The organism is Pseudomonas sp. NPDC086251, from assembly GCF_044746405.1.
Classification (GTDB): domain Bacteria; phylum Pseudomonadota; class Gammaproteobacteria; order Pseudomonadales; family Pseudomonadaceae; genus Aquipseudomonas.
In genome coordinates, this window is sequence record NZ_JBIVBY010000048.1 from 1 (window position 1) to 26,949 (window position 26,949).

Genomic DNA, 26,949 nt, shown 5'->3' on the forward strand with positions numbered 1-26,949 from the left:
CAAAGTGAAGCGGGTTACTCGCATTAATAGAAAATACTGACGCTGACATACGTGATGTAAGGCGAGGTATTGGATTGGATAAAGTCAGGGGTAATCAGTGGACGGGACAACGTAAAACCGAGCATGGCGTGCGGCCAGGCCAGCCGCGTGCCGATACTTGCACCAGCAATGGTGGCGTCTTCGGCATACCCGGGTTGCTCATAAATTTCATCAACGTAGCCCGCATCCAAGCCAACAAACGGAGAAAAATTGCCGTAACTCGATTGGATTGGCAGCGTTATGGTGTTGTTGATGAAGATGGCCCGATCCCCCCACAAAGCGGGCCCCTGAAAACCACGGACGGTGTATTCATCACCAATGCCTTGCTTGTACGTGGTCACCGTGCTGTCTTGGGCATACTGGCCTCCGACGTGCATGGCGTATTCAAAACCCAGGTCATACAGTTGCAGGGGGCCTGACCAGGCCGTATTAAAAGCGAACAATCTAACGTTGGTGGGTTTGCCATTTTTTTCAAAGGCCGCATCACTACCGCCAAACGCCGTCAGGCCTTGGGTCAGACTCCAGTCGCCATATAAAACCCCGCCTTGGAGTTTATTGACCATTTGCAAGCCCATGGTCAGCGCGTTGTACCGTAAGCTGCTGGCTTCCAAATACGTGTCTTCCAAGTAGTTCGCGCTTTCTTTGCGCTCCAACTGCGAATACGCGGAAATTTTGGTATTCGTGTCGCGCCACAAGGTGTGCGACAGCTTGACATCGTAAGTTTGCGAGTCGCCATGGGTGGCATACTCACCGAAATCACCGCTCAGGATGTTGCTGTAATACGAGTCGCTGTAGCGAAGTTCAACGAGGCTGTAACCCACCGGGAAGGAGTAATTCACCCCTGCGGAGTATTCCGACTTATGCTCGTCATCCTGGAAGCGCCGCCCGTTGCCATAGACCGATAACGAGTCATTGCCCAGTAACAAGTCATTCAGACTGGACGACAACACGTATTGATAGCGCCCATTGCTCGGAGAATTCACCCCTGAGTTGTTCATGCTGAGCGAAACGGTGTTGGCTTTGGTAGGGCTCGTGACAATATTCAGGAATGAATAACCTGAGCGTTTAGACGGCACCACGTCGATAGTGGCCCGTTTCGCGCCGTTGTTAAGGTTTTCGATCGCCTGATCCAAATCAAAAATGTTAAGCGGCTGACCGACGACGCCCGGCATCGCTTGGAACGTCATCATCTTTTCTGCACTGGAGCTGGGGGCATTCCCATTGACCAGCCAGCCTTCCACCAGTCCCCAGTCAATCACCAAGGTTAAGAGCCCAGACTTCATATTGCCGGGAATGACCTTCACTGCCGTGGTCGAAAAGCCCTTCGCGCTATAACGATTGGTGATATCGCGAACCAGGTAGAATACGTCGGCGCCGTCGAGCTTTCGCCCGGTGTAACGCTGCAAGATGTCGTCAATCTCCACCGCGTCGGCTGCGTACAGGCCGGTGTCCACTTCGATGTGGTTGATCATGAAGCTCGGTCCGCCCCGGATAGCCGCGGGCTCAACCGTTTGATCGGGTTCATCGACCAAGCCTTCCGGGCTGCGACGCGCTTCGCTCAGGGCGCGCTTGATCATGGTGTCTTGATAAATTTTATTCTGTTGATCCTGTTCTCGGCTCGCCGGCGTGGCTTGTTGAGGTGCCGCGACCACCCATGAAGGAGGGGCCGCAATTAGGAGTAAAAGCGCTGAGGCAATAAAGCGTCTTTTACTTTCCAATAAACTCATGGCGGCTCCTCGTGATCCCAAAAATAATAAATAGTTGTTGAAAGATGCGTTCAAGCCATGCCTCAATAGTGTTCAGATGAAAGCCCAACATACACAAAGCCTACGCGCCGCGGCACACTTCGCCAGAATCAAAAATTGTTATTTTTAATTGTCAAAATAAATCAATCCCGGCGATCGCCCGGCGTATTATATTGAGTGGCTTAATAATTGTTATTTGCCGTTCATCGCTATTTCGCTCCGACCTGGCAACGGTCTATCATTCCGAAACTTACGCGCTATGGCCTAAGTTCAAAATTCCTTACTTATATAAATTCGAAGAGACATATTTTATGATGACCCTGAAGAAGTTTGCATTCGCGGCCAGCGTTGTAGTGGCGACGGTAATGGCGCAAACAGCAATGGCCGCCGATACCGGTGTGATCGATTTCACTGGAGAAGTGACGGACACCACGTGTGACGTTTCTGTTAACGGCGGTGCTGCTGACGCCACCATCACCCTGCCGCGCGTCTCAAGCAGCGCATTGGCCAATGCCGCGGATGTCACTGGCCGAGTATTTGTGCGCATGAACCTGAGCAACTGCGGTCTCGTGGCGGGTGGTACCGGCACGCCAGCCACCACTGTGCATGCGTTCTGGCAAGCTTCTCCGATCATTAATGTCAATGGTCGCTTGAATAACCAGACTGCCGCCGGTAGCGGCGGTGCTAGCAACGTTCAGATTCAAATGCTGAACGACACCCTGCAGCCGATTGACCTGTCCAAGCCGGACGGTCAGCAAAACACGACCAACGCCACCATCGTTGGCGCAGCCGGTGCCGGTACCGCCGAACTGGTTCACTACGCCCAGTACTACGCCACTGGCCAGTCCACTCCGGGCCTGGTGACTTCGCAGTTGGAATACGTGCTGAGCTACAACTGAGTTCCAGGATTAGTTAAGTAGAACCTGTCGGCGTTCCGCCCGCCTCGGAAGGAACGTCGGCTTTCTTGGCAGTGTCATCGTCGATGCCCGTGCATCGTCTGACTGAGTACTTATATGAAGCGGCCTATTTATCACTGCGGCGGGGGACTGCTCGTCCTGTTGGTGCCGTTGGTCACGATGGCGGATACGCAAACCGTTACGGTCATGGGTGAACTCAAAACGTCGACGTGTGAAGTGCGAATTAACGGCGCCACCGCGGATGCCATCGTTGCTCTCCCTCCCACCACCGTGGCCAAACTGGCTTCGGTAGGCAATGTAGACGGTAAAACGGGTTTTACCCTCAATTTGACCAATTGCAGTTCGAGCGGCGAGGTGGTGCCGTATTTCCAGAACACGCAAAGCACCATCACCCCGCAAGGTCGACTCAGCAATACGGCCAGTTCAAACCCGGCGAACGCCGTTGAACTGCAGCTGCTCGATAGCAATTCGGGGGTGGTGAACTTGAGCCTGGACAGCAGTTCGCAAAACGCGGCAACGCCTACCGCGCCAACGGCAGGTGCCGTCAACTTTTCTTTTTACATTCAATATTACGCAACTGCCGCGGCCAGCGCCGGCGCGGTCAGCAGTGCACTCACCTACATCATTAATTATCTCTAGGCCTTCGGGCCCAACATTGGTGAAATACCCATGTATCGCCACCCTAATTGTTCGTTCGTTACTTGGTTGACGACATTTCTAAGTATTGTGTTATGCATGTCGACTGCTCACGCCTCAATCGTGATTGACGGTACGCGAGTGATTTATCCAGCCAAGGCGGCGGAAGTGACGGTGCGCCTGACCAATAAAGGCAAAGCCCCCCGGTTGGTACAAGCTTGGATTGACGATGGCGATGAGAAGTCCAGCCCGGAAAAAATCGACGTACCGTTTGTGATTTTGACCCCGATTTTTCGCATGGATCCAGACAAAGGGCACGCCTTGCGAGTTCGCTACACCCAAAGTAAACCGGTTCCCACCGATCGCGAGTCGGTGTTCTGGCTGAATGTCCTGGAAATTCCCGCCAAGCCGGCGGGCGATACCAGTGACACCAATTACCTGCAGTTTTCCCTGCGTACCCGCATCAAATTATTTTTCCGCCCCGAAGGCTTGCCCGGTAGCGCGGCGGCGGCGCCAGAACAATTGGTCTGGCAGGCGCAACCGGGAGGCCTGCTGGTGAAAAACCCCAGCGCCTTCAACGTTTCTCTCAAACGCGTCGAGCTGGGTGTTAAAGGCGATAGCGGAGCCGTCGAAGGCATCATGGTGGCGCCCTTGTCAGAGGTGGTGCTCAAACCCCTAGGCGCCAACACTGCGACGCCGAGCAATGCGATTACCTACTTTCCGGTCAATGACTACGGCGGAACACCCGAACTTAAAGCGACGGCCCTGCCTTCTCACGGCCGGGCAGACTAAATCATCATGGCTCGTATAAACCCTGCTCATTTCCCTAAAGGCCTCTTTTGTGTTGCCCAAGCCTTCAGTGCCCTGTTGATTTTGCCCACAGCGGCGCATGCCAGCGACCAGGCACAGTATGCCGACGTTGAGTTTGATCAGCGCATGCTGTGGGGGGCCGAGGCCGATAAAAGTCATGTGGACCTTTCGCGCTTTTCCAAAGGCAACCCGGTATCGCCTGGCACCTACTCGGTCCAATTGTATGTCAATGACAATTTCTACCAAGAACATAGCGTACTGTTCACCGCCGGCACCGACGGTAGCAACGCGACGGCGTGCCTGACGCCTTTGCAAGTGCGCACTGTTGCGCTGGACATGACCAAGCTGGAGGCGGCGCAACGTTTGTGGGTAATGGGGGTCGACGCCCCATTGCCCCCCTGCCAGCCCATCAGCGCGATCATTCCCGGGGCCTCGTCGCGCTACGATGTCAGTGAGCAGCGCCTGGACATAGAAATTCCGCAGATTTTTCTGGCGGAGCGGCCGATTGACTATATCGATCCGTCGTTGTGGGACAACGGCATTACTGCCGGTCGACTGAACTACGCCCTCAACGTGTTCAGCAACGAGTCTCAGGGACAACAAACGACCGACGGCTTCTTACAACTGGATGCCGGTTTCAACTATGAGGGGTGGCGCTTTCGTCAATTGTCGAGTCTCAGTCGTAACGACGACACTCAGACCTATCAGCGCCAACGCACTTATGCGGAAACGGACGTGCCATCGCTGGCCTCGACCTTGAGGCTCGGGGAAACGTACACCGATGGCCAGGTCTTCGATTCGTATAACTTTCGCGGGGCCATGATGGCAACCGATGAGCGAATGCGACCCGCCTCGCAACGCGGGTATGCCCCGGTGGTCCGCGGGACGGCCAACAGTAACGCCAAGGTCACCATTACCCAGGGCGGGATGACCCTGTACCAGCGCTCGGTGGCCCCGGGCCCCTTTGAAATTAGAGACCTGGCACCGGCAGGCTACGGCAGTGACCTTGAGGTCACCATTACCGAAGCCGACGGCCAAAGTCGAACCTACACCGTACCGTATTCAGCCTCTGCACAATTGTTGCGCCCGGGTCAATTCAACTATTTTACGGCCATCGGTCAGGCTGAAGGTCCGGGGCTGGATAATTACACGCCTAAGGTGGCGCAGTTTACGACCACCTACGGGCTAAATAACGCCCTAACGCCGTATGGCGGTATTTTGGCCAGTGAGGACTATCACTCGATCGCCTTGGGCAGCGCGCTCAACACACCCATCGGTGCGTTCTCGGCTGACTTTACCTACGCGAAAAATCTTCTGGACGATGTCGCCGCGAACGAAGGCAGCAGTGTGCGCGTGCTGTATTCCAAGCTTTTGGATGCCACGCAGACCAACATTACCTTGTCCAGCTATCGCTATTCAACTGAAGGCTATTGGTCATTCAGTGACATGGTCCAGAGTGAAAATAACCGGCGTGACGGCGGCAGCGTTCGGGATAACTCGGTGTTTTCGGTCAACGACAAACAAAAAAGTCGATTTAGTGTCAACCTGACCCAATCATTGGGTGAAGGCTGGGGCAGTCTTTACCTCAACGGCGAAACTCGCGATTACTGGAATCGTTCAGGCACCGACAGTTTGTATCAAATGACCTACAACAATTCGTTTAAAAATATCAACTACAGTGTCGAAGTCGATCGCACTATTAATCAAAACGGCTTTAACACAACCCAATACATTTTAAGTTTCACCATGCCGCTCTTCCCGTCCGACAGTGGCAATCGTCAATACCTGACCAGTCGCAACACCTTCGATGACAACAACAACGGGCAGTCGCAAGCGACGCTGACCGGCACGGCAGGTGCTAATGGGCAGTACTCCTATGGTGCGACCGCCAGCCAAGCCTTGGGTAACAGTGGCGACAGCAGCAGTTTGAGCATGAACGGCGCCTATCAAGGTGCCTTGGCCAATGTCAACGTTGGCGTCACCAAAGGTGACGGTTATACACAGACCAACGCCGGTATTTCCGGCGGACTGCTCGTGCATGCCGATGGCATTACCTTGAGCCAGAGCTTGGGGCAAACCGTGGCGCTGGTGGAGGCCGAACATGCGGCACAGGCAAAAATCCTCAACGGTTACGGAACCAAGGTCGGTGATAGCGGTTTCGGCGTTGTTCCGACGCTGACGCCCTATGCGCGCAATCGCGTAGAGCTGGATCCATTGGGGCTGTCGACCGACGTGCAATTGGACTCCACCAGTAATGAGACCATTCCCGCCTCCGGGGCCATTGTGCGAGTCAAGTTCAAGACTTCACAAAAAACCTCCGGATTGATCACCTCCACCTTAAGTAACGGTTCGCCGCTGCCTTTTGGTGCGGATGTCAGGGACGCTCCCGACGGCAGCACTGTGGGTTACGTTGGGCAAGGTGGTCACATATTTGTTCGCGGCATCGAGTCCACCGGCAAGCTATTCATTGCGCTGAATAAAACCGATGTCTGTGTGATCAACTATACGTTGACCAAGAAAGCGCCTACGGCCAAGGGGATGGCTGCCATGGCCCAGGCCACAGGGATTTGTGAACCTTTTGCGCTGAGTACCGCCCATGTCCAATAACCTGGCAACATCCCCTCAAAGACGCTGGGCATCGCCCCTGGCCGCCCTGCTGGGCGTCTACCTGGCTTGTTCCGCTGGCAGCGCCTACGCAGGAGGGTGCTCGATTATCCTCAATGGCACGGACGGCAGTGTCAGCGTGAACAGTCCCTTCATCCTGTCCTCGATTTTTAACATCGACACCGGCGGCAATGGTCCCCCGTCGTGGATGGATGCGGCCACCGTTCCGATCAACGCCCTCATGACGGACATCAGTTTGCCGACGACCTCCCTGGGTGGCTGTTCGGTGGCGTCCACAGCATTTGGCCACAAAGTGCAAATCTTGTTCGTCGCGCCCCCCGGCTCCTTGCCCAACGGTAGCGGTTACACCGTGCCGAGCAATGTTCCGGGGGTGGGATTGCGCTTGCAATTTCCGGGCAAAAGTAATGGGCCGGTTGCCAATTCCATCGTCGTGGCGGCGCCAACCGCCAATGTCAATCCTTCCGGTGTGGTGACCTACGTGCCGTTCACGGTTCGAGCTAGTTGGGTGCGCACCGGACCGTTTTTGACGACTCCCGGGGTGACCACCTACCTGAACGTGAGCAACGGCGGCGCATTCAAAATTTATGACCTGACACTCAATCAGATGACGTCAGATGCCGGTAACGCTGTCTCGACCAACCTGCGGCCCAGCGCCACTGCGCCTAACAACATTCCGAGCCTGGTGGTGAGAACCCCCACGTGTGAGGTCGGCAGTGTCGGGGGCGCTAATGTGGGGCGTCTGGTCACCATGCAAAGTGTCAATGTCACGGACTTCAATGCGGTGGGCAATCAGGGTGCCATTAGCACCAGCCAGAATGAGACCGGGTGGTATTTTGTCTGCGAGGCTTTGGCCAATCAAAGCATGCCGGAAGTGTCCTTTAATACCGCATTTCCGGGGCCGGAAGACGGTGTGGCGTTGCCCTCTGCTGACAGTACCCTGGGCATCCAATTGTTGATGCGGGGCGTGCCCGTCCAATTTGGGGTGACCTATCCTAATCAACCGCTGGGTGGTCCCGGTGAGCCGTTAACCGGTAAATATTCCAGCGACGATGGCGCGACGTTTCAAACCCAATACCTGCAAAACAACATATTCAACGGCGATGTGTTAAACATTCCGATCACGTTTCGCTACTATAAAAATGGCTCGCCTCTGGTCCCCGGCGCCTTCTCGGTGAATTATGCGTTTACCATTAACATCTTCTGAGGGTGAGGCCGCACTGGCGTCGTCGCCAGCGGCCAGGGGCAGGCTGACCGTGGACCCGATAGACCGCGTCCGGTTGAGCCAGGGCGGTATCGGGTGCAGGCGTATCGGGCAAGGTTATCAGGGGGCCTGGCAACCCGTACGCGACATGGGGCGGGCGATCCTCCGCCAAACCCTCACCGGCTGGTGGGGCGTTAGGGGTTCATGCAGCGCAGGCGACTCAATTCATAAATGTACAAACACAGAGCCTCGTCGTTGGAGGCACTGAGCACTTGAAAGTTAAGGACCGCGCCGGGCTGGGTGGCATACTGATATCGCGCGATGAGTTCGGCATTTTCTTTGTACGGGCTCCACTGTGAGCGCTGATCGGTCAGAACGTTCTTCACTTGTAACTGCCCGCCGAGGGGGTGGGAGTTGAGTATGTCGGCATAGAAGGTTTCATAATGGGTGGTCCCGTCGACTTGGTGAATTTCCGTTAACGTAAACATTTGTTGATTGAGCGTCAGGAACTCTTCGGTCACTGGCTCGACGTTGGGCCAGGATTGTTTAAAGAAGGTCTGGTATTCACCGTTGTATTTGCGCGCGGCCAGCGGTGAATACAAAAGCGCGGCGCATATACAGGCTAAACCACCCAACATGAGCCAGGGTATCGTGACGTATAAAAAGGCCTTCAGAGCGCGGATTCTAGGCACTGTTGAACAACCTCCATAGGTTTTATAGTGTTGTGCTCGAACTTGAGATTCATGGTGCTGCCATCTGCACGGATGCATGAAACGGCATAGGTGTTTTTGCTGTGAAGGAGCCAGACCTCGCCTTTTAACGTAACGGGCAGCTTGGCCAGGTCACGAGCCAGCGTGTTTTGAAACGCCAACGCCTTATCGCGTGTGGCCGCAATAAAATGTAACGTCACATTGTCATGGTGTCCGTCGGTAATCTGAATTCGGGAGTCTTCAGTGTGAGGTGCCTGAACCAGCGCCACCACGAGCAAGGGCAGCACAACCGCATAACCGAGGATCAACTTTCTGCAATTGCTCATGTGTTGCATTGCCGATAACAGTGGGGGCATATCGATGGAGGGGAGATGGGTCACATCCGAGGGTGTCGGGCCTACCTGAGGATCCCCGGGGTCACCGATATGGCCTGAGTCGTCAATGACATACTGACGGTTAAAGCGATACCCTCGTCGAGGCACCGTCATCAAGATCTCATGCTCCCGGCTGTCGTTGAGGATGGCCCGGAGCGAAAAAATAGCTTGATTCAAACTGCCCGAGGCGACGACGCGGTCATCCCACACGTGCTCGACAATTTCGCTTCTGCTTTTAACACTGCCAGGGGCGCTCAGCAGAAAACTCAGCAGGCGTGATTCGGCTCTACCCAGTGTGGTGTGATCAACTGTTTCGTTCGATGACAGAATGGACAAGGTGGAGTCCTCCGGGTTGAACGTCACCATTTCTCCCCGTTTTAATCGAAACACATAATGCATGCTGGAACTCCCGTCAGATGAGCTTATGAGGTGCCCTCGTCATCGATCACATCGAGAAAGTGAGGTTGCCGCTCAAGGGCAATGGTGCATAACGCTCATTGACCGTTCTGCCGTGTGTCGTGGCGATTTAAGCCTGTCATTTTTTCTTTTTAAATTGAACTGCACGGACGGGATAGCTGGCTGTAGGGTAATCCTGCAAGTGATGGTCATGCGCTGGCAGCGCGGGCTGGGCGCGAGATGGTGTCACTTCCGTCACGTGCCACTGCTCCATTACCGCCCTTTCAACGCCGCAAGCCCGACGGCCAGTGAGAGGCTGATCGGACCATGAGCGAAAACCTGGTGGTCATTCCGCGAGCCATTGCCTCAACGCTCAGGCCGCGCCGGAGTTGGGCACACCGGTGCCGATAAGCCTCGGCGGCGTCCGATTTTAAGGATTTCCCTACAGCGACTGAGCAAAGCCTGCGGTTCAATGGGCTACAGCCGGTGATCCTGTGGTCGTCGGTGCCGATTGGGTTGTGCGTCCTCCGTATCGCGGCTCTTTCAAGAGCCGCCCTGTGCGGACCCACGACCTGTCCGCCCCCATTTCAGTAACGACCACTCAGGACGTCCCCAAGCCGAGACCTGCAGCGGGCATCGCCTGACTGCTGAGGGTTGCAACCGGCAAAAAACCACCTGGCATCTGCTCAGTCGCTGCATAACAATCGTAATCAAGGACGCCTGAATGAACCTGTTCCGCAAGGTGTGCGCTGTTATGGTTATGGGCAGCGTCCTGCTGTCCGGTTGCGTGTCCACGGTCACACCGAACACTCAATTTTCCGGATACTTCGACAGCTACCGTGAACTCAAACCTGCCCAATCGCCCTCTGGGCAACCTGTCCTGCGTTGGGTCGCTCCAGGCTTTAATCCGCACCGGTATTCAACTGTGGTTTTTGACTACCTGGACATCTACCCGCTTCCTAAGGCCACCGATCGCATTGACCTGCAAACGTTTGATCGTTTGCAGAACGAGGCCAGCGAAAGCGCTCGAAATGCGCTTTCGCAGCATTACCGCGTAGTGGACTCGCTGAATGCCGTGCCAGTGGGCAGTAAAACCCTGATCCTGTACGCCGCCATTACTGGTGTTGGCGCCGAGAACCAAGGTATGCAGTGGTACGAAGCGATGCCGCTGGCCGCTGTGGTGGGAGGGGTGGCGGCAGCCACGGGGCATCGTAGCCAACACTCAGAACTTTATATCGAGGCTTTTCTCGTCGACGCCGAGACCCACCTGCCGGTGGCAAAAGTGGTGCGTAAAGTTTTTGGTCGCGACCTCAACAACAGCGAGGCGCCAATCACCGCCGATGATTTCACCGTGGCGATCAACGCCGTCACTGGCGACTTGGGGGCGTTTCTTCGATGAAAGGCGCGGCGCTTGGGCGATGGTGGCCACTGACGCTGTGGATTCCCGGCGCCCTGACCGTGGTTGCCGTGACCTGGTTAGTCAGTGACCGGTTGACGCAGGTGCAAACGGTGCGCGGCATGGGCGAACTGGTCCTCGACGTCCATGCACGGGCTCAGCAGATCGACGAGCAGGTCAACCGCGTCTTGGCGGCGATGAGCGCGCTCAGCGTCTCGGATAAAGGCTGTACGGTCTCGGTGTTCAAGGCCTTGGCGACAGCGGTCAGAGCCGATCGGTATGTGTATGAGGCGGCTCTGCAGATGCCCGACGGTACCGTCTGCTCATCGTATGGTTACCCGCTTGCCACGGCCGTCCTGCCGCGCAAAGGAGCGATCAGCTATTACCCGCGAGGAAATCGCGGGTACTGGTTTCCAAACAGCCTCACCGGCGAGGTGAACCGGGATTATATTGTCATTGCCCAAGATCAGGCGTTTGTCTGGGTGAACAAGGAGCTGTTCTTTGATGGACTGCCCAGCCCCTCATCTAGGGCTTATCGACTCATTGATGGGCGCGACGCGCACGTGGTGATGGCTCAAGTTGATGCGCCACTCGCCATTGAGCGATCACCACCGATAGGCCGGCTGGCGACCACTGATCACTACTGGTACCTCACGCTGGCCACACCATGGCCCAATTTACTCGGCGTCGTCAGTGAACCGGTGACCGAGATCAACCAGGCGCGGTGGATGATATTTTTCGCCGTGTTACTCGCCAGCGGTTTAACGGGCTTTGGCCTTGTGCAGTTCGGGCGCTATGTTTATCGGCATCAATTGTCGCTGGCTGCGCAGCTAACGCGAGCGATGCGCCACAATCGTTTGACCCTCCACTATCAGCCGATCGTCGATCTTCGCACGGGGGATTGGCGCGGCGCCGAGGCCTTATTGCGCTGGAGTGTCAAGGGGCAGGCGCTAAGTCCTGCCATGGTCGTCGCCGAGGCCCAGCGCTGCGGCTTGACCTGTGCGTTGACCCGCTGGATATGTCGGCGGGTCGCCGAGGAATATTCCGCTTTTTTTCAATACTGCGATGGTTTGTACATCACCATCAACCTGTCGGCCGAGGATTTGGCCGACAGTCATTTCAGCGACTTTGTCAGCGCATTGTTCAGTGAATACCACGTCCCTGCCGCGGTAATTGTGTTTGAACTCACCGAAAGCGTGGTGCTGGACAAGGAGGTCGCGGCCACACAGATGCAGCGGCTGAAAGCCATGGGGTATCGCATCGCCGTTGACGATTTTGGCACCGGTTATTCCAACTTGGCGTATTTGGAACAGCTGCCGATCGATATTCTTAAAATCGACCGCTCCTTTTTAACGCTCGACCGCTGCCATGCGTCCAATGCCATGTGGCGACAGGTCCTGCGTATTGCCCAGGCGATGCACTATAGCGTGGTGGCGGAAGGGGTGGAGTTCACAGAGCAGGCCCACCTGCTCAGTCAGGCTGGGGTCACGCTGGCGCAGGGCTGGTTATACTCCCCTGCTTTGCCTGCGCGCCAACTCGCGCACCAACGCGCCGCCGGGTCTCCTTCGTCTCTTTAACGAGCCGCGGCTGCTCAGCGGTGAGGCCCTCCCCTGATTATTACCTTCAAAGACCTCGTTTTTGGCCGGACGGCCGTTACGGCGTGCCAGCCTCTTACTGAGCTCTCATTGTTGGACGCCCGCATTGGCCGCTTACACGGCGATGTTTCAGTATTGCCTTACAGAAAAGTCTGCTGCGATGACGCTTACTGGACCCAGAGATCGCGATTAAGCAGATGGAATCTGCTCAGCGTTTATCTCTGGCGTGCGCTCTGATGTTCAGCTACGTCGTTATCAACGAGGAAGTCATCATTCAGCTGCATTCACTTACTTTTTCTTTTGGAAGCGACGTATGAAAAGACTATTGGTGTTGCCACTGTGCCTTTTAACGCATGCCGCCGTGGCGGCTATGTCGGTGGACCTTACCGTGACGGGCATCATCTCGCCGCCCGCTTGCGATATTGCCATGACGGGCAATGGTCTGGTCGATTTTGGCGAGATTATATTGGCCCCATCAGGCGACTCGGATGCCCCTCAGCGACTCAGTCAAACGCTGAGTATTACCTGTGCGGCCCCCTCTTATGCAGGCTTTAGATTGGTCGATAACCGAGCAACCAGCGTGCCCGCGGCGCGCATTGGATCTGATCATTTCGGCTTAGGTTTGGATGGCGCAAGCAATCCGATTGGCTATTACGACATGGCGCTCCAGACCATATTGGCCGATTCTGCCACCGGACTGGTCAAAGTCTCGGTGAATAATGGCAGCACGTGGGCGGATGCGTCGGCCGCGCTGCTTAAAAGCTATGCGTTAGGCTCCAACACATACGCCTTTGATTCCGCGACGACCCCAACCACGGCGCCCAAAGCGCTGACAACCGCCTCAACCCTGGTTGCGGTCGCTTACCATATTCAGCCGCGCAATACGTTGGACACTAATAGCCTAATCAACCTCGATGGCTCGGCCACTTTTGAGCTTATTTACCTGTAAACGTGAGCGTTAGCGTACGAGGAAGTGTCCCTGGCAGCGGAGCTGCTGCTGGATTGGGAGAAGACTGTCATGCCAGGCGCCGAAAACACCGCGTCGGCGCTTACGGAGCGCAGTAGCGTCTGGCGCGAACTGCGTGGGGTGGCAGCGCAACTTACGTAAGGGCCTCCTGGTTGTGGCTCGATCTATTGGAGGGGCTCCCTATGCATCGAACTCTTGACGCCCCCTCGGTGCTTACCCAGCTGAGGGCCCGCCCCTGCGTTGTTTCTGCCATGCCTCCAACGTCGCTGACGTTGGGGGGCTGCAAGCGCAGAGCCCGCTTATAAGCCCTTTGCGGGCACGGTCGAAGCTCGCGAGGCGAAGTGCACGGAACCATCCTCTTCACGAAAAAGTGGTACGGCCAAGCAGGACGCCTCCACTGCCGACGCGCCACATGGTGGCGGGCTGTGCCGGCTTGAAGCAACGCGCAGCTTAAGGCAGCACGTCATAACCGCGCTGCTGCAAACACGCGCTGTACACTGAGTTGTTGGCCCTCACCGCCTGATCGGTGGCCGCCATGTCTTGTTGGCGTTGGTGTCGCTGTCTGGCGCCGCCAACCACTGCTCCTGCGGTCGCGGCGCTGACCGCGTGGCTTTGACGATAATCTTGCTGGGTGCCGTGACTGAGTTGATCATAGATGCGCTCATGTTGATTGCCTTTGATCTGCGCGGCTGTAGCCCCCGCCACTGCACCGGTGGCAGCCCCCCGAACCCGGCCACCGACGGCCACATCCGTGGAAATCGGGTGTTGATCATTGGCTTGGGTGCGACAGGTTTCCGTATCTTTGTGAATCGTATCGGAACTTTGATTTTTGAGCGGGACCACCGTCGCGGCCCCTGCCGACACACTGAAAATCAAGCTAACCGCCAACACGGTCATGCCACATAATTTCATAATTAGCGTCCTGTGGAGTTGTGATGCGTAAACAGCCTTCGCTCGGGCCGGGTGTTGATGTCGTGGCGAATGCTTGATGCCATTGTCTGAAGGGGCGATCGGTCCAGCACACGCCCCTGCCTGGTCCGCGGTTTGATGGGCGCCGAAAGGTGGTGCGGGTGCTCCACCCAGCATGAGTACCGCTGCAACAGCGCATTGCTAATCTTTCCACCATGCGAACCGCATGAATGTTCCCGGCGATGACGGCCTAAGAAAGACCTAAAAATTGGTAAAAGATCAACGCTGACAGTAAACCGATGACCGTCCCGGTGAGCATCGCCAGGCCCAGGGCTGCAAGCTTGCAGGCCCACTCCCGGGAGCGGGATTTCGGAGGCGGTAACGGAACGCGCAATGAAGGGCTCAGGAACTCTGGCGAATCAGCCCTGTTTATGCATGGCGCGCCCGATTTTGCTCCGTTCATTTCGCCTGAGGGTCCGGACGGCCTTTATTTCGGTCGCGCAAGGATTGTGCTTTGCTCTCAATTTGGATGTACGGGTGCGCGTCAAGGCTTAGTTGAACAGTGTCGCTGTCGATGCTGGTGATTTTCAGCACGATGTCATCGCCGATAAATATGCGTTCGCCGGGGAGTCGGGTCAGTATGAGCATGTCTGCTCCTCCAAGAGGGAGAATTTCACGGGTTGCCAAATTGCGAGGAGCCAAGGGCGGGTGCCGGGTTCGACACATCGGCTTGATCCAAGGCTCGTCGCCATGGATCATCGCCCTCGCCAGTCCAGGTCGTCGCTAAGCGCGCTGGATTTAAGCGGGCTGGACAGGCGTCGGAATCCGAGGAAGGCGCCCTCCTAGCGAAGGAACACCTGCAGATCGTTGGTAAGCGCCTTGATCGCGCCTTTGAACACCTGTGCAGTCACCGGTTGACTGGCATTTTTAAGCTGTTCGCCAAACACTTTGCGCACGACTTTGGCCATTATCTGCGAGGTCCGTGCGTCGACCAGTTCGGCCTCGAGGTACAGCTCGGTGTTCTGATCTCGGTGGCCGGTGGCCGCACTCACTCCGCCAATGACCGCGGCCACGGGCACCACCTCATACCATTTCATGCCTTCGTTGGAGGCACTGACGCCCGTGATCGCGACGCGAACCTGCAGGACGCGAGCATTGGCCGGGGCTGCGGGTGCATGGGTCAGCAAGTGGTATTTTTGGCTCAGGACGTTCCTGGCGCTGGTGGTCATGTAGGTTTGTAGCTGATCCAGGGTCGCTTGGTCCACGCGCTCATTGGGCTGGGGCGACGGAAACAATTCCAGTTGCTGGAAAGCGACCGTATCGTAGGCATCCGGATTCCACGTCGGATTGATCCATCGCAGGGCTTTATCGCCACTTGGCGTGGTGACCGTTTTCAGATCCTCGTAACTGTTTAGAAAGCCGGAGTATTCGGCTTTGCTGGTAATTTTGGAGGTGCAAGCGCCGAGCAACAACGTGCTCACTAGCATGCCAAACAAAAGTTTTCGGGAGGCGTTCATCTGGTTATTTCCTTTGGACAAAATCTAGGGCTGCGAAGCTGTTTCAAAAGGACGAAGTAGGTGGCCGCTTGGACGCTACCCGGTGGCGTCAGCGCCAACTCTCCACCAGCCAGTGCCGAGGGAGGCCCGTGTCATGCGGCGGCACGTGTCACCGTTCAAGCACCTGGACCGTGCATCGCGATCGCCGGGAGTGTCCACGTCGGATCGTGCCTGAGGGGCGGCGAACTGATCGACATCCCCGGGCTCGGTGGCGGCAAGCGACGCTATTCTCGACAGGCGTTCACTCATCGGATACGGCGCGCCTTGGCGCGACTGGTTGTCAAACGGCGGTGTGCAATCACGACGCCGGGTCTGTTCAGATCGCCAGGATGGCGCGGGCCAGCTCGTCGTCGCTCAATGGGTTCAGCTCTGGCGTGGTGTGACGAATGTATTGCAAGGCGCTTTCCAGCTGCGCGCCGCGAATGACTCCATCGGTAGCCACAAAGCTGGCCGCGTCATCCTGGGCCGCGAGTACAATTTTATTGTCTTTGAGCGAGGACGACAGTTTGGAGGTGGCATTGGACGTCCCTTTTAGCGCCCCGGTAATGGAGGCACTGATCATGCTGGACGCTTGGGCATTCGCCGCCAGAACTAGCAGTAGAGCGGCCATTGCTGAACAGATGAAACGAAGCATAGAGGGTTCCTGTGGTGATAAAGGTAAGCCTGGGCGCTGGACGAATATGCCGTCATGTCGACGCCGGTGAGACCGTCGGCCAGTTGCAGAAAACTGTCCTTGGGCATGCCGCCGCGTCTAAGCTCGTTACGTACAGACCGTGTTTAAAGGACCTGAAACGATTAGAGGTCAAAAGCCGTGCTATGGCTGTAGGCAAATCCTGCAAATAAACACCGGCAACCCGAGAGGAACTGGGCCGGGTCGGTCTTCTAGGCGCGGGTTTGTAGCGCGGCTCAGTCTTGGGCATGCATCGGTGCGCTCGGGGCTCAAGGCCTTCACCGTGATTGGCACTGCCGTTTTCGTATTGGGACAGCGCGTTGGGCCGCAACCCCTTCAGCGGACGGCTCGGGGAATGGCCGTGGACGTCGCGCCATCATCGCCAGGAAAAAAGAATCCAGCCCCTGGCAACAGTCGCGCCGATTCACCTTGGCTTGACTCATCGTTGTTAGCGTGATAATCGGCCGTCTGTAAAGCAGAAAACAGGGGTCACACGTGCCGATGTCAAGCTTCTCGAAAAATGCACCCTTGAATCCACTGCGGGGGTGATTCGCTGGTTTTTGCCCCTCATTCAGGTAAGCCCTACGTCCAATCGGGCTAATACCCTGCATCTTGGCAAGGCGTACACGGGTAGCATAGATTTGTGTCGCCGCGGTTTTTGCGCGGGGATATCGGCTTTCATTCGTTGCGCTGAAACGATCGCCAACAGTTCTTGTGAGCACTTCGTCGCTGAACCGGCGCCCAGAATATGGGGACTGTCTGAGTTTGCTCTGGTGATAAACGCTTGATTGACGCTACGATGCGGAATATGGCTACGGGTAGTGGCCTTGTGACAGTATCGCAAAGGGAAGTGGCTGCTCTACTGCGGGATCTTGGACCCCAGGAGTTTGAAGGTCGCCATTTGAACTGGAACATTAGTGTTGACTCAATATACCCACCCGCCACAACAAGGTTTACCACATGTACCGAAAAAGGAATCAACTTGGTGAGGGCCGCATTCTGATTGCCGATGACGATCCCGTCATTCGTACCGTATTGGCCATGCGCCTGTTGCGCGAAGGCTACGTTGTGGCCGGCGAAGCCTGCAGCGGCGTTGAGACACTGCGTCTCGCCCAAAGCTGTGCGCCGTCACTGGTGTTACTGGATCTGGATATGCCCTTGATGGAGGGATTGTCCACCTTGCGACAGTTGCGCGAGCATCATCCTTCGTTACCCGTGCTCGTGCTAAGCACCCTTGATGCCAATGTTTACAGTTATCGCTGTATCCGTCTGGGTGCGAAGGGCTTTATTAGCAAAAATGCCGGCGTCTCGTTGATTTTGAATGCCATTGCGCAGGTATTGGAGGGGCGAATGTTGTTTCCTTACCAAACCACCGCTGGCGTCGCCAGCGATTTGTCCGATGGGGAGATCGTTGCGCTTCGCTGCTTGGTCCTGGGCGGTAGCCACGACAGTATTGCGTCAGCCCTGATGATCACCGCGACCGATGCCGAAAAACTCAACAATCGCCTCAACGCCAAGTTGGGAATGGCTGGCAATCACGAGTTGATCAGTTTCGGTCGGAGCTTGACGTGGAGTTGAGCCGTGCGCAGACGAACCATTCGAGGACAGGAGTCCCTATGTCGATTCGTAGCAGTTTTTGTTCACCCTGCGCTAGCCCTTGGTGGGTGCTCCGCTGTAGCGCGTTATTCGTCATATTCTTGGGTTGCTGGCTTTGCACCCAACAAGTACAAGCCCTGGAAAACTTGCATTTAGAACCGCAAGCCAACCTGCCGCTGATTAGGTTCGAATTGACTCCTGATGAATCGACCTGGCTACAAGCCCGACGGGTGGTCCGTCTGGGCGTCAGTGAGCACGACTATGGTCCGTTATCCATATTGCGTAAGCACAAGATCAAAGGATTGATGGCCGATTATTTATCGATCGTCGCCAGCAGTCTGGGGTTGAGCGTCGACATACAGACCTACCCCGACGGTCCGAGTGCGCTGCAAGCCTTGCGCGCCGGTGAAGTGGATGCGCTGGGCTTGGGCTCTTCTTACGAAGCCCAACTGCCGGGCCTTTTGTTGTCCGACCCTTACTCAATCAATCAGCCGGTATTGGTCGGACGCGATGAAAGCATTGCCGGCCGTCTGCTGATGTCACGATCCAAGCTGGCCACCGTCGACGGGTATGCCTCCGTTGACGAATTACGTTCGCGCTTTCCAAATGTGCAATTACAACCGTATCCCTCGGTGCGCGACGCCCTGCATGCGGTGGAATATAAGCACGCTGACTGGGCAGTCTGTGATGCGGTGACCGCCGCCTACCAGATGGGTTTAGGCGAGCTGCCTAATTTACGCATGCGTCCGTTAACCGGGTTGCATGAACCGGGCTACAGTTTCGTCTTTCGGGCGGATGATGCGCCCCTGGTGGCGCTGTTTAACCGAGTTCTCGCCCAGATCCCCCAGGTAACTCAAGCCGATATCCTGTCCAATTGGGGCGGGAATGCACGTTTTGATTCATTGTCCGCCACCCCGTACACCCCAGATCAGGTGCGCTGGCTGGCAACCCGCCCTGAAATACGGGTAGTGGTTAACGGAGCCCTTCCGCCCTACAGTTTTTTTGACGATGATGGCAATTTTAGCGGTCTGGTCGCGGACTTGTTGTATGAGATCGGACTGCGCAGTGGCCTGCGCTTTAACGTGGTCGAGCGCACCACGGCGACCGATAGTTTTGACATGCTCGCTGATGGCGAGGCGGACCTGTCGCCGATTGTGCTATTGATGCCCGATCTTCAGGCCTCCAGCACGTCTACCGAACCGTTCGCGACCAGCAGTTTTGCGTTGATCGGCGTACGCGGTATCACTGCCAACAGTCTGGCCGATCCACAGATCCGGCAAGTGTCGCTGACCCGAGGCTCGCCGATCATTGACTGGCTGCATAAACAGTATCCGCACATTCAGGTTCATGAAACCGACAGCCCCTTGGAAAGCTTGGTCGCAGTGGCCAACCACGACGTTGACACGGCGGTATTGTTGCTGCCTTTGGCACGTTATCTGATCAATCAATACTTCGCCAAAACCTTAAGCGTATTGACATCCCTGCCGGAGCATCAAGCCGGTTTGGCCTTTGCTGTGGCGAAGGATCAGTCCATGCTCTTGGGTGTGATAGAGGCCACCTTTAATCAGTTTGAGCCCAGAATGGTGAACAATCTGTTGGAGCGCTGGCAAGGCAGCCGACCGGCCATCAGCCATATCTGGGGAAGCTATGAGCGGCGCTTGCACTGGGTGGTGGTCATTGCCGGTACGGTCTTGGGGGTGCTGCTATTGTGGTCGGTCTATGCGGTGTACCGACGCATCCAGAATCGCACCGAGCAAGCGCGCCAGGCCTTTCGGGGGGCGCTGTTGGACGGTCTTCCCCAGCCCGTGGTGATGCGCGATATGGGCGGGACCTTTGTGTTGTGCAACGACGCCTTTTATGAGGTCTTCGGCTTGCAGGCGTCCGACGTTATTGGTCGCAAATGGGACGACATCAAAGGATTGGAAGGTGCCCAGGTAAACATCCAAGCACAAGATTATGAAACGCTGTTGCGGGACAACGAACCCGATATGCGCCAGGTGGAATTAAAAATCCGCGGTGAAGTGCGCAGCTATCGTCAGTGGACTGTGCCCCATAAAGACATCAACGGGCGCAGCGTAGGGTTGCTCATGGGCTGGATCGACATGTCGAAAACGGAGCGCCTGCTACGGCAGCTGCACGACATGCGCGATCAGGCGGTGCAAGCCAGTGAGGCCAAAAGCCGCTTTTTGGCCGTGATGAGCCATGAGATCCGCACCCCGCTCAACGCCATTATTGGCCTGCTGGAACTGACGTTGGCCCGCGTGGACAACAATGAGCCTTGGGACCGATCCTCGATCGAGGTCGCCTACTCATCCTCCAATGCGTTGATGTTGTTGATTGGTGACATTCTTGATTTATCCAAAATAGAATCTGGAAAATTACTGCTGGAGCCGCACCGCAATAGTCCAAAGGAAATCCTGCAATCCGTGGAACGGGTGTTTCAAGGTGTGGCACGCCAGAAAGGTTTATACCTGGACATCGACTTGCAACTGGAGTCCGACAGTGATGCCTGGATCGACGGCGGGCGTTTGAAGCAGGTGCTGTCCAATTTGCTCAGTAATGCCATTAAATTCACTGACCGGGGCGGCATCCGCATTTCCCTGCACACGCGTCAGGTAGAGGCCGAATTGCAGATGACGTATATCGTGGAAGACACTGGTATTGGGATTTCCTCTGAGAATCAGCAAAAGCTGTTCCAGCCATTTAGCCAGGTCCATGAGCAGGCCAGTGGTCGAGGTGGCACCGGCCTGGGGCTGGTGATTTGTCAACAGCTGGTGGAGATGATGCAAGGCGACTTGCACTTGGCGAGCACGCCAGAGCAAGGTACACGGATTATCGTAACGCTCAGTGCACCCGCCTTGAGCGCCAGCAGTCCGGAGTCTCGACCCCAGCTCACCAATAAGCGGTCGACGTTACGGGTCCTGTTGGTCGACGATCACCCAGCCAACCGCTTACTGCTCGGGCAGCAACTGGTTTTTCTCGGCCACACCGTCAAAGAGGCCGAAGATGGCCAGCAGGGGTCCGCGCTGGCGGAAACCGAGTCGTTTGATGTGGTCATCACCGATTGCGACATGCCCGTCATGGATGGCTATGAGTTCACCCGGCGGCTGCGTGAGGATGAAGGCCGAAGCGGCCGTGCGCCCCGCTTTATCGTAGGATTTACCGCCAATGCGCAAGAATCGGAACGCCAACGCTGCTTGGCGGTGGGCATGGATGATTGCCTGTTCAAACCTGTGAGCTTAGACATGCTCAGGGCCTGCCTGGAGAAAGCCTCGGTCGATCCGTTGCTGGCCATGGCGCAGACAAGTTCTACCGAGGACGCGCCAGAGGCCGCAATATTCGATCTGAACATGTTCAATTCACTCACCGGCAGCGATCCAAATCTTGCGCGTTTACTGCTCGACAGTTTGTACACCAACAACTGCCTGGACCTGCAGCGGTTCGATGAGCACTTATCCGCTAAACGTTGGTTCGATTTAGCGCGCGTGGTTCATCGTGTCAGAGGCGCGGCGCGCATGGTGGGGGCACAGGGACTGATCGAGGCGGCCAAGGTCTATGAGGAGGGGCTGCGCCAGGAGTTGACCGAGCAAGAGGCGACGCTGCGAGCCCTCCAGGTGCGCACGGCGATAGAGCGCCTGCAAGAGGCCGTGGCGGGGCATATGAATGCATGAGCCGGGCTAGACGCGCTGGGTGCTGGAGGCCGAGGAGCCGCGCAATGCCGGCAAGGCAAGGACAGGCCCCGAGGCATTCGTCCTGACTGCTGGAGGCATTTGAGGGGCCTGTACTCCGACGTTGCGCCTGACGAGTGCGGTGACCATCATCAGCCAGCAAGCCGTCCCCCAATCATCCAGAAAAAGGGTTGAGGGCTTTGGTCGATCCCATCGACTCCAGCGCAATGTCAGACCGACCACCGTTGATCAGGCCTGGTGTGGCGACGTTACCCGTTGAATTGGTGGGCAAGCGCGGGAATCACCTGGTCAGGGTGATCAACGGTTTACTCGCCACGTCATGGGTGGGCATTCTCTGTGGCCAATGACGTCAACTGGTCAGCAAGGCGCTGCTCATGGCGACAGCGGTACAACGTGCCCGCCGCGGCGTCACGAGGACCAGCGCTGTCAGCAAACCCGTGGCCAATTTCAAGAAGTTCGCGCCATGGCATTTCGCACAACATGAGTCATCGCGGGCAGTGCATGCTGGCCCTGCTTCAACAGGGCGTTTGTTCGGCACTGCTCGAATGCAAGAGCCTCAGCTTGCGAAGATCGATACTTCCTTGGCATGAGCAGCTCGCAGGACATTGCGGCATAGCGGGTCAGGCGACACTTGATCCATGATCGCTTCGATCACTGCCCAAAGTACGCAGCGCTGGGTCGTCACGGACTCCTGCCTGAGAGGCGGCGAGGCTATCCGTTTCGATGTTCCACGGTTTTTCACAGCGTGCAATTGTCAAAATAACGATTTTTGACTGTAATTGTCAGCTGCGTGTCAGCCCTCATGGTCATCGTTTGGGCTCACATGGACAGTAGGAATAAATCGATGACTAGATTTATCAATGCAGGAATCCCTCTCTGCGAAAAAAGCGAGAACTGTGTTTCATCTGGGGCCGTCGCGGGTTCTTACGCTGGCAGTTCAGCTAACCAAAATCATGGTGGCGCACAGCCGAACGAAAGAACCTCGGTCTGCGAAGCTGAAACAGTTGGCTTGCCTCCTCATATTCCGAATGATGTGCATAACGACGCGCTAAACATTTTGATAGCGAATAGTAGCGCGCCCGTCGAAAAACAACTCGAATTGTTAAGGCAGGCTAAGGTTGGTCCGTTTTTACGCGGTGTAGAAAATGCGGAGTCCATTGTCAAACGATTGGCGAAGTCCGTCGCCGATGCACAGTCACCGACCCGATTGGACGTCATGAAGGGGCGCAGCTGCTGCCCGCTCAGTACGGCGCAGCAGGAGGTCGCTTTGGCGATCGGTCGAAGCCAAAGTAACCTCGCCTATCATTTGTGCGATGTCGTCGAGCTTCATGGGAGGTTGAATCTGGCATGGCTCGAAATGGCGATCAATGCTCAGTTCCAGCAAACCGAAACCATGCGCGCAACGTTCGAAACCGATGTGCGCACCGGCGAACTCAGGCAGTTGATTTACCCCGCCAACAGTTTACCGGTTAACGTCTTCCTAAGTCGGGACGTCAGCGGCAAGCCGGATCCAGACCAGGCTTTTCACGAGGTCCTGGAGCAGCTGTTGCAGCAAGACATGGAACTGCACCAAGGGCCGCTGGTGCGTTACGTGCTACTGCGCCTCGCAGAGCAGCGCTATCGCTTGATCGAATTGGGCTCGCACTTGGTGCTGGACGGCTACGGCAACGGCATTTTGATCAGTAACATCACCGCCCATTACAATGCGTTAAGCCGCGGTGAGACAATGGCGCCACTGAATCTGGCTTCGCTGACCACCGTGTTTGAAGCGCAAGAGCATTACCGCCAGAGCGAAACGTACGTCAAGGATCGTACCTACTGGCGCCAATACTGCCTGAAACTGCCCGCCGCCACACAACTGGTGCCGGGTGACGCCCCGTTAAACAAACTCAATCGCTTGCGCAAGGTGTTTACGGGCCACACGTTACTGCAGCTGCGCAGCGCTGCTGGCGAGCATCGATTGCGAGTGTCCAGTATATTGCTGGCGCTGTGCGCCACGTATCTTCAGCGCATGACTGGACAGGCGGAATTGGCCATCGGCATGCCGGTGGCGGCGCGCCAACTTAAGGCCCTGCGCCCTATACCGTCGATGGTCGCCAATATCCTGCCGCTGCACTTATGTTTCCCCCCTGAGAGTACGGTGCTGTCGGTAGCTGCCAATATTCAGCGCCAGTTGCGCAGTCACCTGTTACACCAGAATTATCGCAGCGAAAGTATGGTTCGCGACCTGCACCACGAGCGTGGTACCAAACCCTTATTCAAAACCTTGATCAACATTGTCGCCTATGACCAGGGCCAAGGATTCACAGGGTGTGAAACGACGATTCAGAATGCCGCCAACGGCCCTGCGGATCATCTGGGTATCGACATCTTTGACCGTCACGACGATGGCCGGTTGGAGATAGGCTTCAATGCCAACGCCGATCTCTATGGCATGGAGGCGCTGGAGCTGCATAACCAACGACTGACCTGGCTATTCGCACAATTTGCGGACAGCCCTGAAACCATGACCGCCGATTACGAGCTGTTGTTACCCCAGGAGCGCCAGCGTGTCTACCCAGCCCCCCTCCCCGGCAAGTCCCTTCCTGTATTCGCTGACGCCTTCACCGACGCCGTGCGCGGGCACGCCGAACGCCCGGCGCTGGCACAAGGTGACCGGCGTCTGACTTACGCACAACTCAACGACTACGCCGCGAATTTGGCCGCCCATTTGCATGAGCGCGGTGTGCGTGCAGGCGATTGCGTGGTGGTGGTGTTTTCCCGCAGTCTGGAATGGGTGGTGGCTGCCGTGGCGCTGTTTAAGCTCGGTGCCTGCTATGTGCCGATAGACCCGGACCTGCCCGAAGCCCGTATGGAGCATATTTTCAGTGATGCCCGGCCGGCCGTGGTCATTATTACCCCAGGCACTGAACTGAAAATTGCGGTTGAGCCTGAGCAACGGTTGTACTTGACCGAAAATATACTAACTCAACGGCCATCGGCTCAAACGCAATGGGCGGCATTCGACGCAAGCCTGCCTGGCTATCTGATTTACACCTCCGGCTCCACGGGTAAACCCAAAGGGGTCGAAGTAACCCATCGCAACCTGGTGCCAATCGCCCGCACCGCTATCCACGCCGCGCAACTGCAGCCCGGGGGGCGAGTGCTGCAATTCATCGCTGCCGGGTTCGACATGTCAGTGCTGGAGATCATGATGACACTGCTGGCGGGCGCTGAATTGGTGATCCCCGATAAAGCCACCAGCGTTCCGGGCAAGGCATTGGCGAAACTGGTCAAGCGCGAAGCCATCGACTTGTTGGTCATGACGCCAAGCCAGCTCGCTTGCCAGCAAACTGAGGATTTTGCGCAGGACACCGTGCTGATGCTCGGCGGCGAGCCTTGCACAGCCGCACTGCTTGCGCGCTTCCCACATTGCCGCTTGCTCAACGTGTACGGGCCAACCGAAACCTCGTTTGCCGCCTCAATCAATGCCCACTATGGCTCGGACGACCTGTCGATCGGATCGGCCACCGCCAATACCCGGTTGTACGTGGTAGACAAACGTCAGCGATTGCTGCCACCGGGCGCTTGGGGCGATTTGTTCATCGGTGGACCCGGCGTCGCCCGTGGGTACCGCAACCGGCGAGAACTGACCGATGAAGTGTTTGTGCCCGATTTGCTGGAGCCCACCGATAGTATGTACTGCGTTGGCGACCGGGTTTTTTTCGATCACGCCGGACGTATTCACTACCTCGGCCGACAGGACAACCAGATTAAGCTGCGAGGCCTGCGCATCGAACTTGACGAGATTAAAAACGTGCTATTGGGGTGTCCGGGTGTCGACGATGCGGCCGTAGTCCTGCAGCAACTGCCACACGGACCGTCCATCGTCGGTTACGTGGCGAGTCAAGACACAGGTCTCGATAGCCGACAGCTAAAACATACTCTCGGCCGGCATCTACCGCAGCACATGGTGCCCAGTGAGATCATGCACATCGATGCCTTCCCGCTGACGCCAAACGGCAAATTGGCGGTCGACCGCCTGCCTCTGCCGACGCCAAACGCCGCGATGTCCTTGTCGCTGGCAGAAACCCCCGAAGAAGTCGCGATGTGCAAGCTGTTTGGCGAAGTGCTTGGCTGCACGGAAGTGTTCGCCAATCAAAGCTTCTTTGACCTTGGCGGTCATTCGCTGTTGGGGCTACAACTGCTCAACCGGATTCATGAACAGTTTGGCGCTGCCCTAGGGATCGCTGATTTTCTCGCTTCACCCACACCGCGCCAACTGACCCAGCGTCTGCAGCACAATGCCAGTTACAGTGATCCTTTCGGCGCGGTGCTGGCGATACGCACTGAGGGTGCAAGACCGCCGTTGTTCTGCATCCATCCAGGTGGCGGGATTGCCTGGTCGTATGCCAGCCTTTTACCGTACCTACCGGAGGATCAGCCTCTATACGCATTGCAATCACCCATATTGCGCGACGCTACACGAGTGGTCGGTTCGCTGGATGAACTGGCCGAAGAGTATGTACAACGTATCATTGACGTGCACCCCGAAGGCCCCTATCAGCTAGCCGGCTGGTCGGTGGGAGGCAACCTGGCGCTGCGTATGGCGGCAATGTTGCAAGCTCAGGGGCGCAAGGTGAGTTTCCTGTGCATGTTCGACAGCTATCCGCTGCAAGGCGGGCCAGCATCGCTTAAATTGGATGATGCGATGATCATCAGCCGCATGACCCGCGCCATCGTCGGAAAGCCACGGGCAGGGCTCAAGGGGCTCAGGAGCGCGATGCAAGAAGTTCTTGGCAGTCGTCAGCTCGGTGACGATTTCTTGAGCCGGTTAGTGGATGACTCTAAGTTGATGCTGGAATTACTGGCCACAACGCAGTACGAGGTATTCAGCGGTGACGTGCTTTTTATCCGCGCCACCACTGATATCTTGCGCCAAGACGAGCAAGAGCCGGTTTTGTGGTCACCGTACATTCAAGGTGAACTGATCCTGCACAACGTCGAAGCGCCCCATGAGTGCCTGTTGCAGCGTCAGTATGTGGAGCAGTTCGGGCAGTGTTTTGTCGACGAGTTGCTGAAACAGCAGGCAATGGGCTAACGACTGCGCCCGCGGCTGGCCTCTAAACGGCCTGACGC

18 protein-coding genes are annotated in these 26,949 nt (G+C 56.6%); 11 read left to right on the forward strand and 7 right to left on the reverse strand.

Annotated features, from left to right (window positions below; translation table 11 throughout):
- Positions 1-23: 23 nt before the first annotated feature.
- Positions 24-1,766, reverse strand: coding sequence for a ShlB/FhaC/HecB family hemolysin secretion/activation protein (locus tag ACIPL2_RS32475; RefSeq protein WP_401364152.1), 1,743 nt, complete (start codon positions 1,764-1,766; stop codon positions 24-26).
- 329 nt (positions 1,767-2,095) lie between these two features.
- On the opposite strand from ACIPL2_RS32475, the gene ACIPL2_RS32480 reads away from it, so the two are divergent.
- The 5 genes from ACIPL2_RS32480 (at position 2,096) to ACIPL2_RS32500 (ending at position 7,976) form a co-directional block, all read left to right on the forward strand.
- Positions 2,096-2,683 (forward strand): fimbrial protein, encoded by a 588-nt coding sequence (locus ACIPL2_RS32480; protein ID WP_401364155.1) that lies wholly within the window; start codon positions 2,096-2,098, stop codon positions 2,681-2,683.
- A gap of 114 nt (positions 2,684-2,797) precedes the next feature.
- Positions 2,798-3,340, forward strand: coding sequence for a fimbrial protein (locus ACIPL2_RS32485; RefSeq protein ID WP_401364158.1), 543 nt, complete (start codon positions 2,798-2,800; stop codon positions 3,338-3,340).
- 30 nt (positions 3,341-3,370) lie between these two features.
- Positions 3,371-4,129, forward strand: a complete 759-nt coding sequence (locus ACIPL2_RS32490) for a fimbria/pilus periplasmic chaperone (RefSeq protein WP_401364160.1) — start codon at positions 3,371-3,373, stop codon at positions 4,127-4,129.
- 6 nt (positions 4,130-4,135) lie between these two features.
- Entirely contained in the window at positions 4,136-6,754 is a 2,619-nt protein-coding gene (locus ACIPL2_RS32495) for a fimbria/pilus outer membrane usher protein (RefSeq protein ID WP_401364163.1), read from the forward strand.
- Positions 6,744-7,976, forward strand: coding sequence for a hypothetical protein (locus tag ACIPL2_RS32500; RefSeq protein WP_401364165.1), 1,233 nt, complete (start codon positions 6,744-6,746; stop codon positions 7,974-7,976). The genes ACIPL2_RS32495 and ACIPL2_RS32500 overlap by 11 nt, the downstream gene beginning before the upstream one ends.
- Before the next feature lie 191 nt (positions 7,977-8,167).
- Here ACIPL2_RS32500 and ACIPL2_RS32505 read toward each other — a convergent pair whose 3' ends face one another.
- Complete coding sequence (locus tag ACIPL2_RS32505; RefSeq protein ID WP_401364168.1) at positions 8,168-8,665, reverse strand: hypothetical protein; 498 nt, start codon at positions 8,663-8,665, stop codon at positions 8,168-8,170.
- Positions 8,644-9,456, reverse strand: a complete 813-nt coding sequence (locus ACIPL2_RS32510) for a transcriptional regulator (protein ID WP_401364171.1) — start codon at positions 9,454-9,456, stop codon at positions 8,644-8,646. Before ACIPL2_RS32510 ends, ACIPL2_RS32505 begins: the two co-directional genes overlap by 22 nt.
- Before the next feature lie 721 nt (positions 9,457-10,177).
- On the opposite strand from ACIPL2_RS32510, the gene ACIPL2_RS32515 reads away from it, so the two are divergent.
- The 3 genes from ACIPL2_RS32515 to ACIPL2_RS32525 all read left to right on the forward strand — a co-directional run bounded on the left by ACIPL2_RS32515 (position 10,178) and on the right by ACIPL2_RS32525 (position 13,393).
- Complete coding sequence (locus ACIPL2_RS32515; RefSeq protein WP_401364173.1) at positions 10,178-10,852, forward strand: DUF3313 domain-containing protein; 675 nt, start codon at positions 10,178-10,180, stop codon at positions 10,850-10,852.
- Positions 10,849-12,426, forward strand: coding sequence for an EAL domain-containing protein (locus ACIPL2_RS32520; protein ID WP_401364176.1), 1,578 nt, complete (start codon positions 10,849-10,851; stop codon positions 12,424-12,426). The genes ACIPL2_RS32515 and ACIPL2_RS32520 overlap by 4 nt, the downstream gene beginning before the upstream one ends.
- Positions 12,427-12,757: 331 nt before the next feature.
- Positions 12,758-13,393: a DUF1120 domain-containing protein gene (locus tag ACIPL2_RS32525; protein WP_401364178.1), complete on the forward strand. Its 636-nt coding sequence runs from the start codon at positions 12,758-12,760 to the stop codon at positions 13,391-13,393.
- A 468-nt stretch (positions 13,394-13,861) separates the two neighbouring features.
- Here the strand turns inward: ACIPL2_RS32525 and ACIPL2_RS32530 are convergent, their stop codons facing one another.
- The 4 genes from ACIPL2_RS32530 to ACIPL2_RS32545 all read right to left on the reverse strand — a co-directional run bounded on the left by ACIPL2_RS32530 (position 13,862) and on the right by ACIPL2_RS32545 (position 16,510).
- Entirely contained in the window at positions 13,862-14,323 is a 462-nt protein-coding gene (locus ACIPL2_RS32530) for a hypothetical protein (RefSeq protein ID WP_401364181.1), read from the reverse strand.
- A 456-nt stretch (positions 14,324-14,779) separates the two neighbouring features.
- Positions 14,780-14,968, reverse strand: coding sequence for a carbon storage regulator (locus ACIPL2_RS32535; protein ID WP_401364184.1), 189 nt, complete (start codon positions 14,966-14,968; stop codon positions 14,780-14,782).
- Between the two features lie 194 nt (positions 14,969-15,162).
- Positions 15,163-15,837 carry a DUF3313 domain-containing protein gene (locus ACIPL2_RS32540; RefSeq protein WP_401364186.1) on the reverse strand — a complete coding sequence of 225 codons (675 nt, stop codon included), beginning with the start codon at positions 15,835-15,837 and terminating at the stop codon, positions 15,163-15,165.
- Between the two features lie 355 nt (positions 15,838-16,192).
- Positions 16,193-16,510, reverse strand: a complete 318-nt coding sequence (locus ACIPL2_RS32545) for a DUF2388 domain-containing protein (protein ID WP_401364189.1) — start codon at positions 16,508-16,510, stop codon at positions 16,193-16,195.
- A gap of 996 nt (positions 16,511-17,506) precedes the next feature.
- On the opposite strand from ACIPL2_RS32545, the gene ACIPL2_RS32550 reads away from it, so the two are divergent.
- The 3 genes from ACIPL2_RS32550 (at position 17,507) to ACIPL2_RS32560 (ending at position 26,911) form a co-directional block, all read left to right on the forward strand.
- Positions 17,507-18,124, forward strand: a complete 618-nt coding sequence (locus ACIPL2_RS32550) for a response regulator transcription factor (protein ID WP_401364192.1) — start codon at positions 17,507-17,509, stop codon at positions 18,122-18,124.
- 38 nt (positions 18,125-18,162) lie between these two features.
- Positions 18,163-21,813 carry an ATP-binding protein gene (locus tag ACIPL2_RS32555; protein WP_401364195.1) on the forward strand — a complete coding sequence of 1,217 codons (3,651 nt, stop codon included), beginning with the start codon at positions 18,163-18,165 and terminating at the stop codon, positions 21,811-21,813.
- Between the two features lie 862 nt (positions 21,814-22,675).
- Positions 22,676-26,911, forward strand: coding sequence for an amino acid adenylation domain-containing protein (locus ACIPL2_RS32560; protein ID WP_401364198.1), 4,236 nt, complete (start codon positions 22,676-22,678; stop codon positions 26,909-26,911).
- The last annotated feature ends 38 nt before the right edge of the window (positions 26,912-26,949 follow it).

Coding starts and splice junctions, on each gene's coding strand:
- ACIPL2_RS32475 (WP_401364152.1), bottom strand. CDS start 1,766: ATGAGTTTATTGGAAAGTAAAAGACGCTTTATTGCCTCAGCGCTTTTA.
- ACIPL2_RS32480 (WP_401364155.1), top strand. CDS start 2,096: ATGATGACCCTGAAGAAGTTTGCATTCGCGGCCAGCGTTGTAGTGGCG.
- ACIPL2_RS32485 (WP_401364158.1), top strand. CDS start 2,798: ATGAAGCGGCCTATTTATCACTGCGGCGGGGGACTGCTCGTCCTGTTG.
- ACIPL2_RS32490 (WP_401364160.1), top strand. CDS start 3,371: ATGTATCGCCACCCTAATTGTTCGTTCGTTACTTGGTTGACGACATTT.
- ACIPL2_RS32495 (WP_401364163.1), top strand. CDS start 4,136: ATGGCTCGTATAAACCCTGCTCATTTCCCTAAAGGCCTCTTTTGTGTT.
- ACIPL2_RS32500 (WP_401364165.1), top strand. CDS start 6,744: ATGTCCAATAACCTGGCAACATCCCCTCAAAGACGCTGGGCATCGCCC.
- ACIPL2_RS32510 (WP_401364171.1), bottom strand. CDS start 9,456: ATGCATTATGTGTTTCGATTAAAACGGGGAGAAATGGTGACGTTCAAC.
- ACIPL2_RS32515 (WP_401364173.1), top strand. CDS start 10,178: ATGAACCTGTTCCGCAAGGTGTGCGCTGTTATGGTTATGGGCAGCGTC.
- ACIPL2_RS32520 (WP_401364176.1), top strand. CDS start 10,849: ATGAAAGGCGCGGCGCTTGGGCGATGGTGGCCACTGACGCTGTGGATT.
- ACIPL2_RS32525 (WP_401364178.1), top strand. CDS start 12,758: ATGAAAAGACTATTGGTGTTGCCACTGTGCCTTTTAACGCATGCCGCC.
- ACIPL2_RS32530 (WP_401364181.1), bottom strand. CDS start 14,323: ATGAAATTATGTGGCATGACCGTGTTGGCGGTTAGCTTGATTTTCAGT.
- ACIPL2_RS32535 (WP_401364184.1), bottom strand. CDS start 14,968: ATGCTCATACTGACCCGACTCCCCGGCGAACGCATATTTATCGGCGAT.
- ACIPL2_RS32540 (WP_401364186.1), bottom strand. CDS start 15,837: ATGAACGCCTCCCGAAAACTTTTGTTTGGCATGCTAGTGAGCACGTTG.
- ACIPL2_RS32545 (WP_401364189.1), bottom strand. CDS start 16,510: ATGCTTCGTTTCATCTGTTCAGCAATGGCCGCTCTACTGCTAGTTCTG.
- ACIPL2_RS32550 (WP_401364192.1), top strand. CDS start 17,507: ATGTACCGAAAAAGGAATCAACTTGGTGAGGGCCGCATTCTGATTGCC.
- ACIPL2_RS32555 (WP_401364195.1), top strand. CDS start 18,163: ATGTCGATTCGTAGCAGTTTTTGTTCACCCTGCGCTAGCCCTTGGTGG.
- ACIPL2_RS32560 (WP_401364198.1), top strand. CDS start 22,676: ATGACTAGATTTATCAATGCAGGAATCCCTCTCTGCGAAAAAAGCGAG.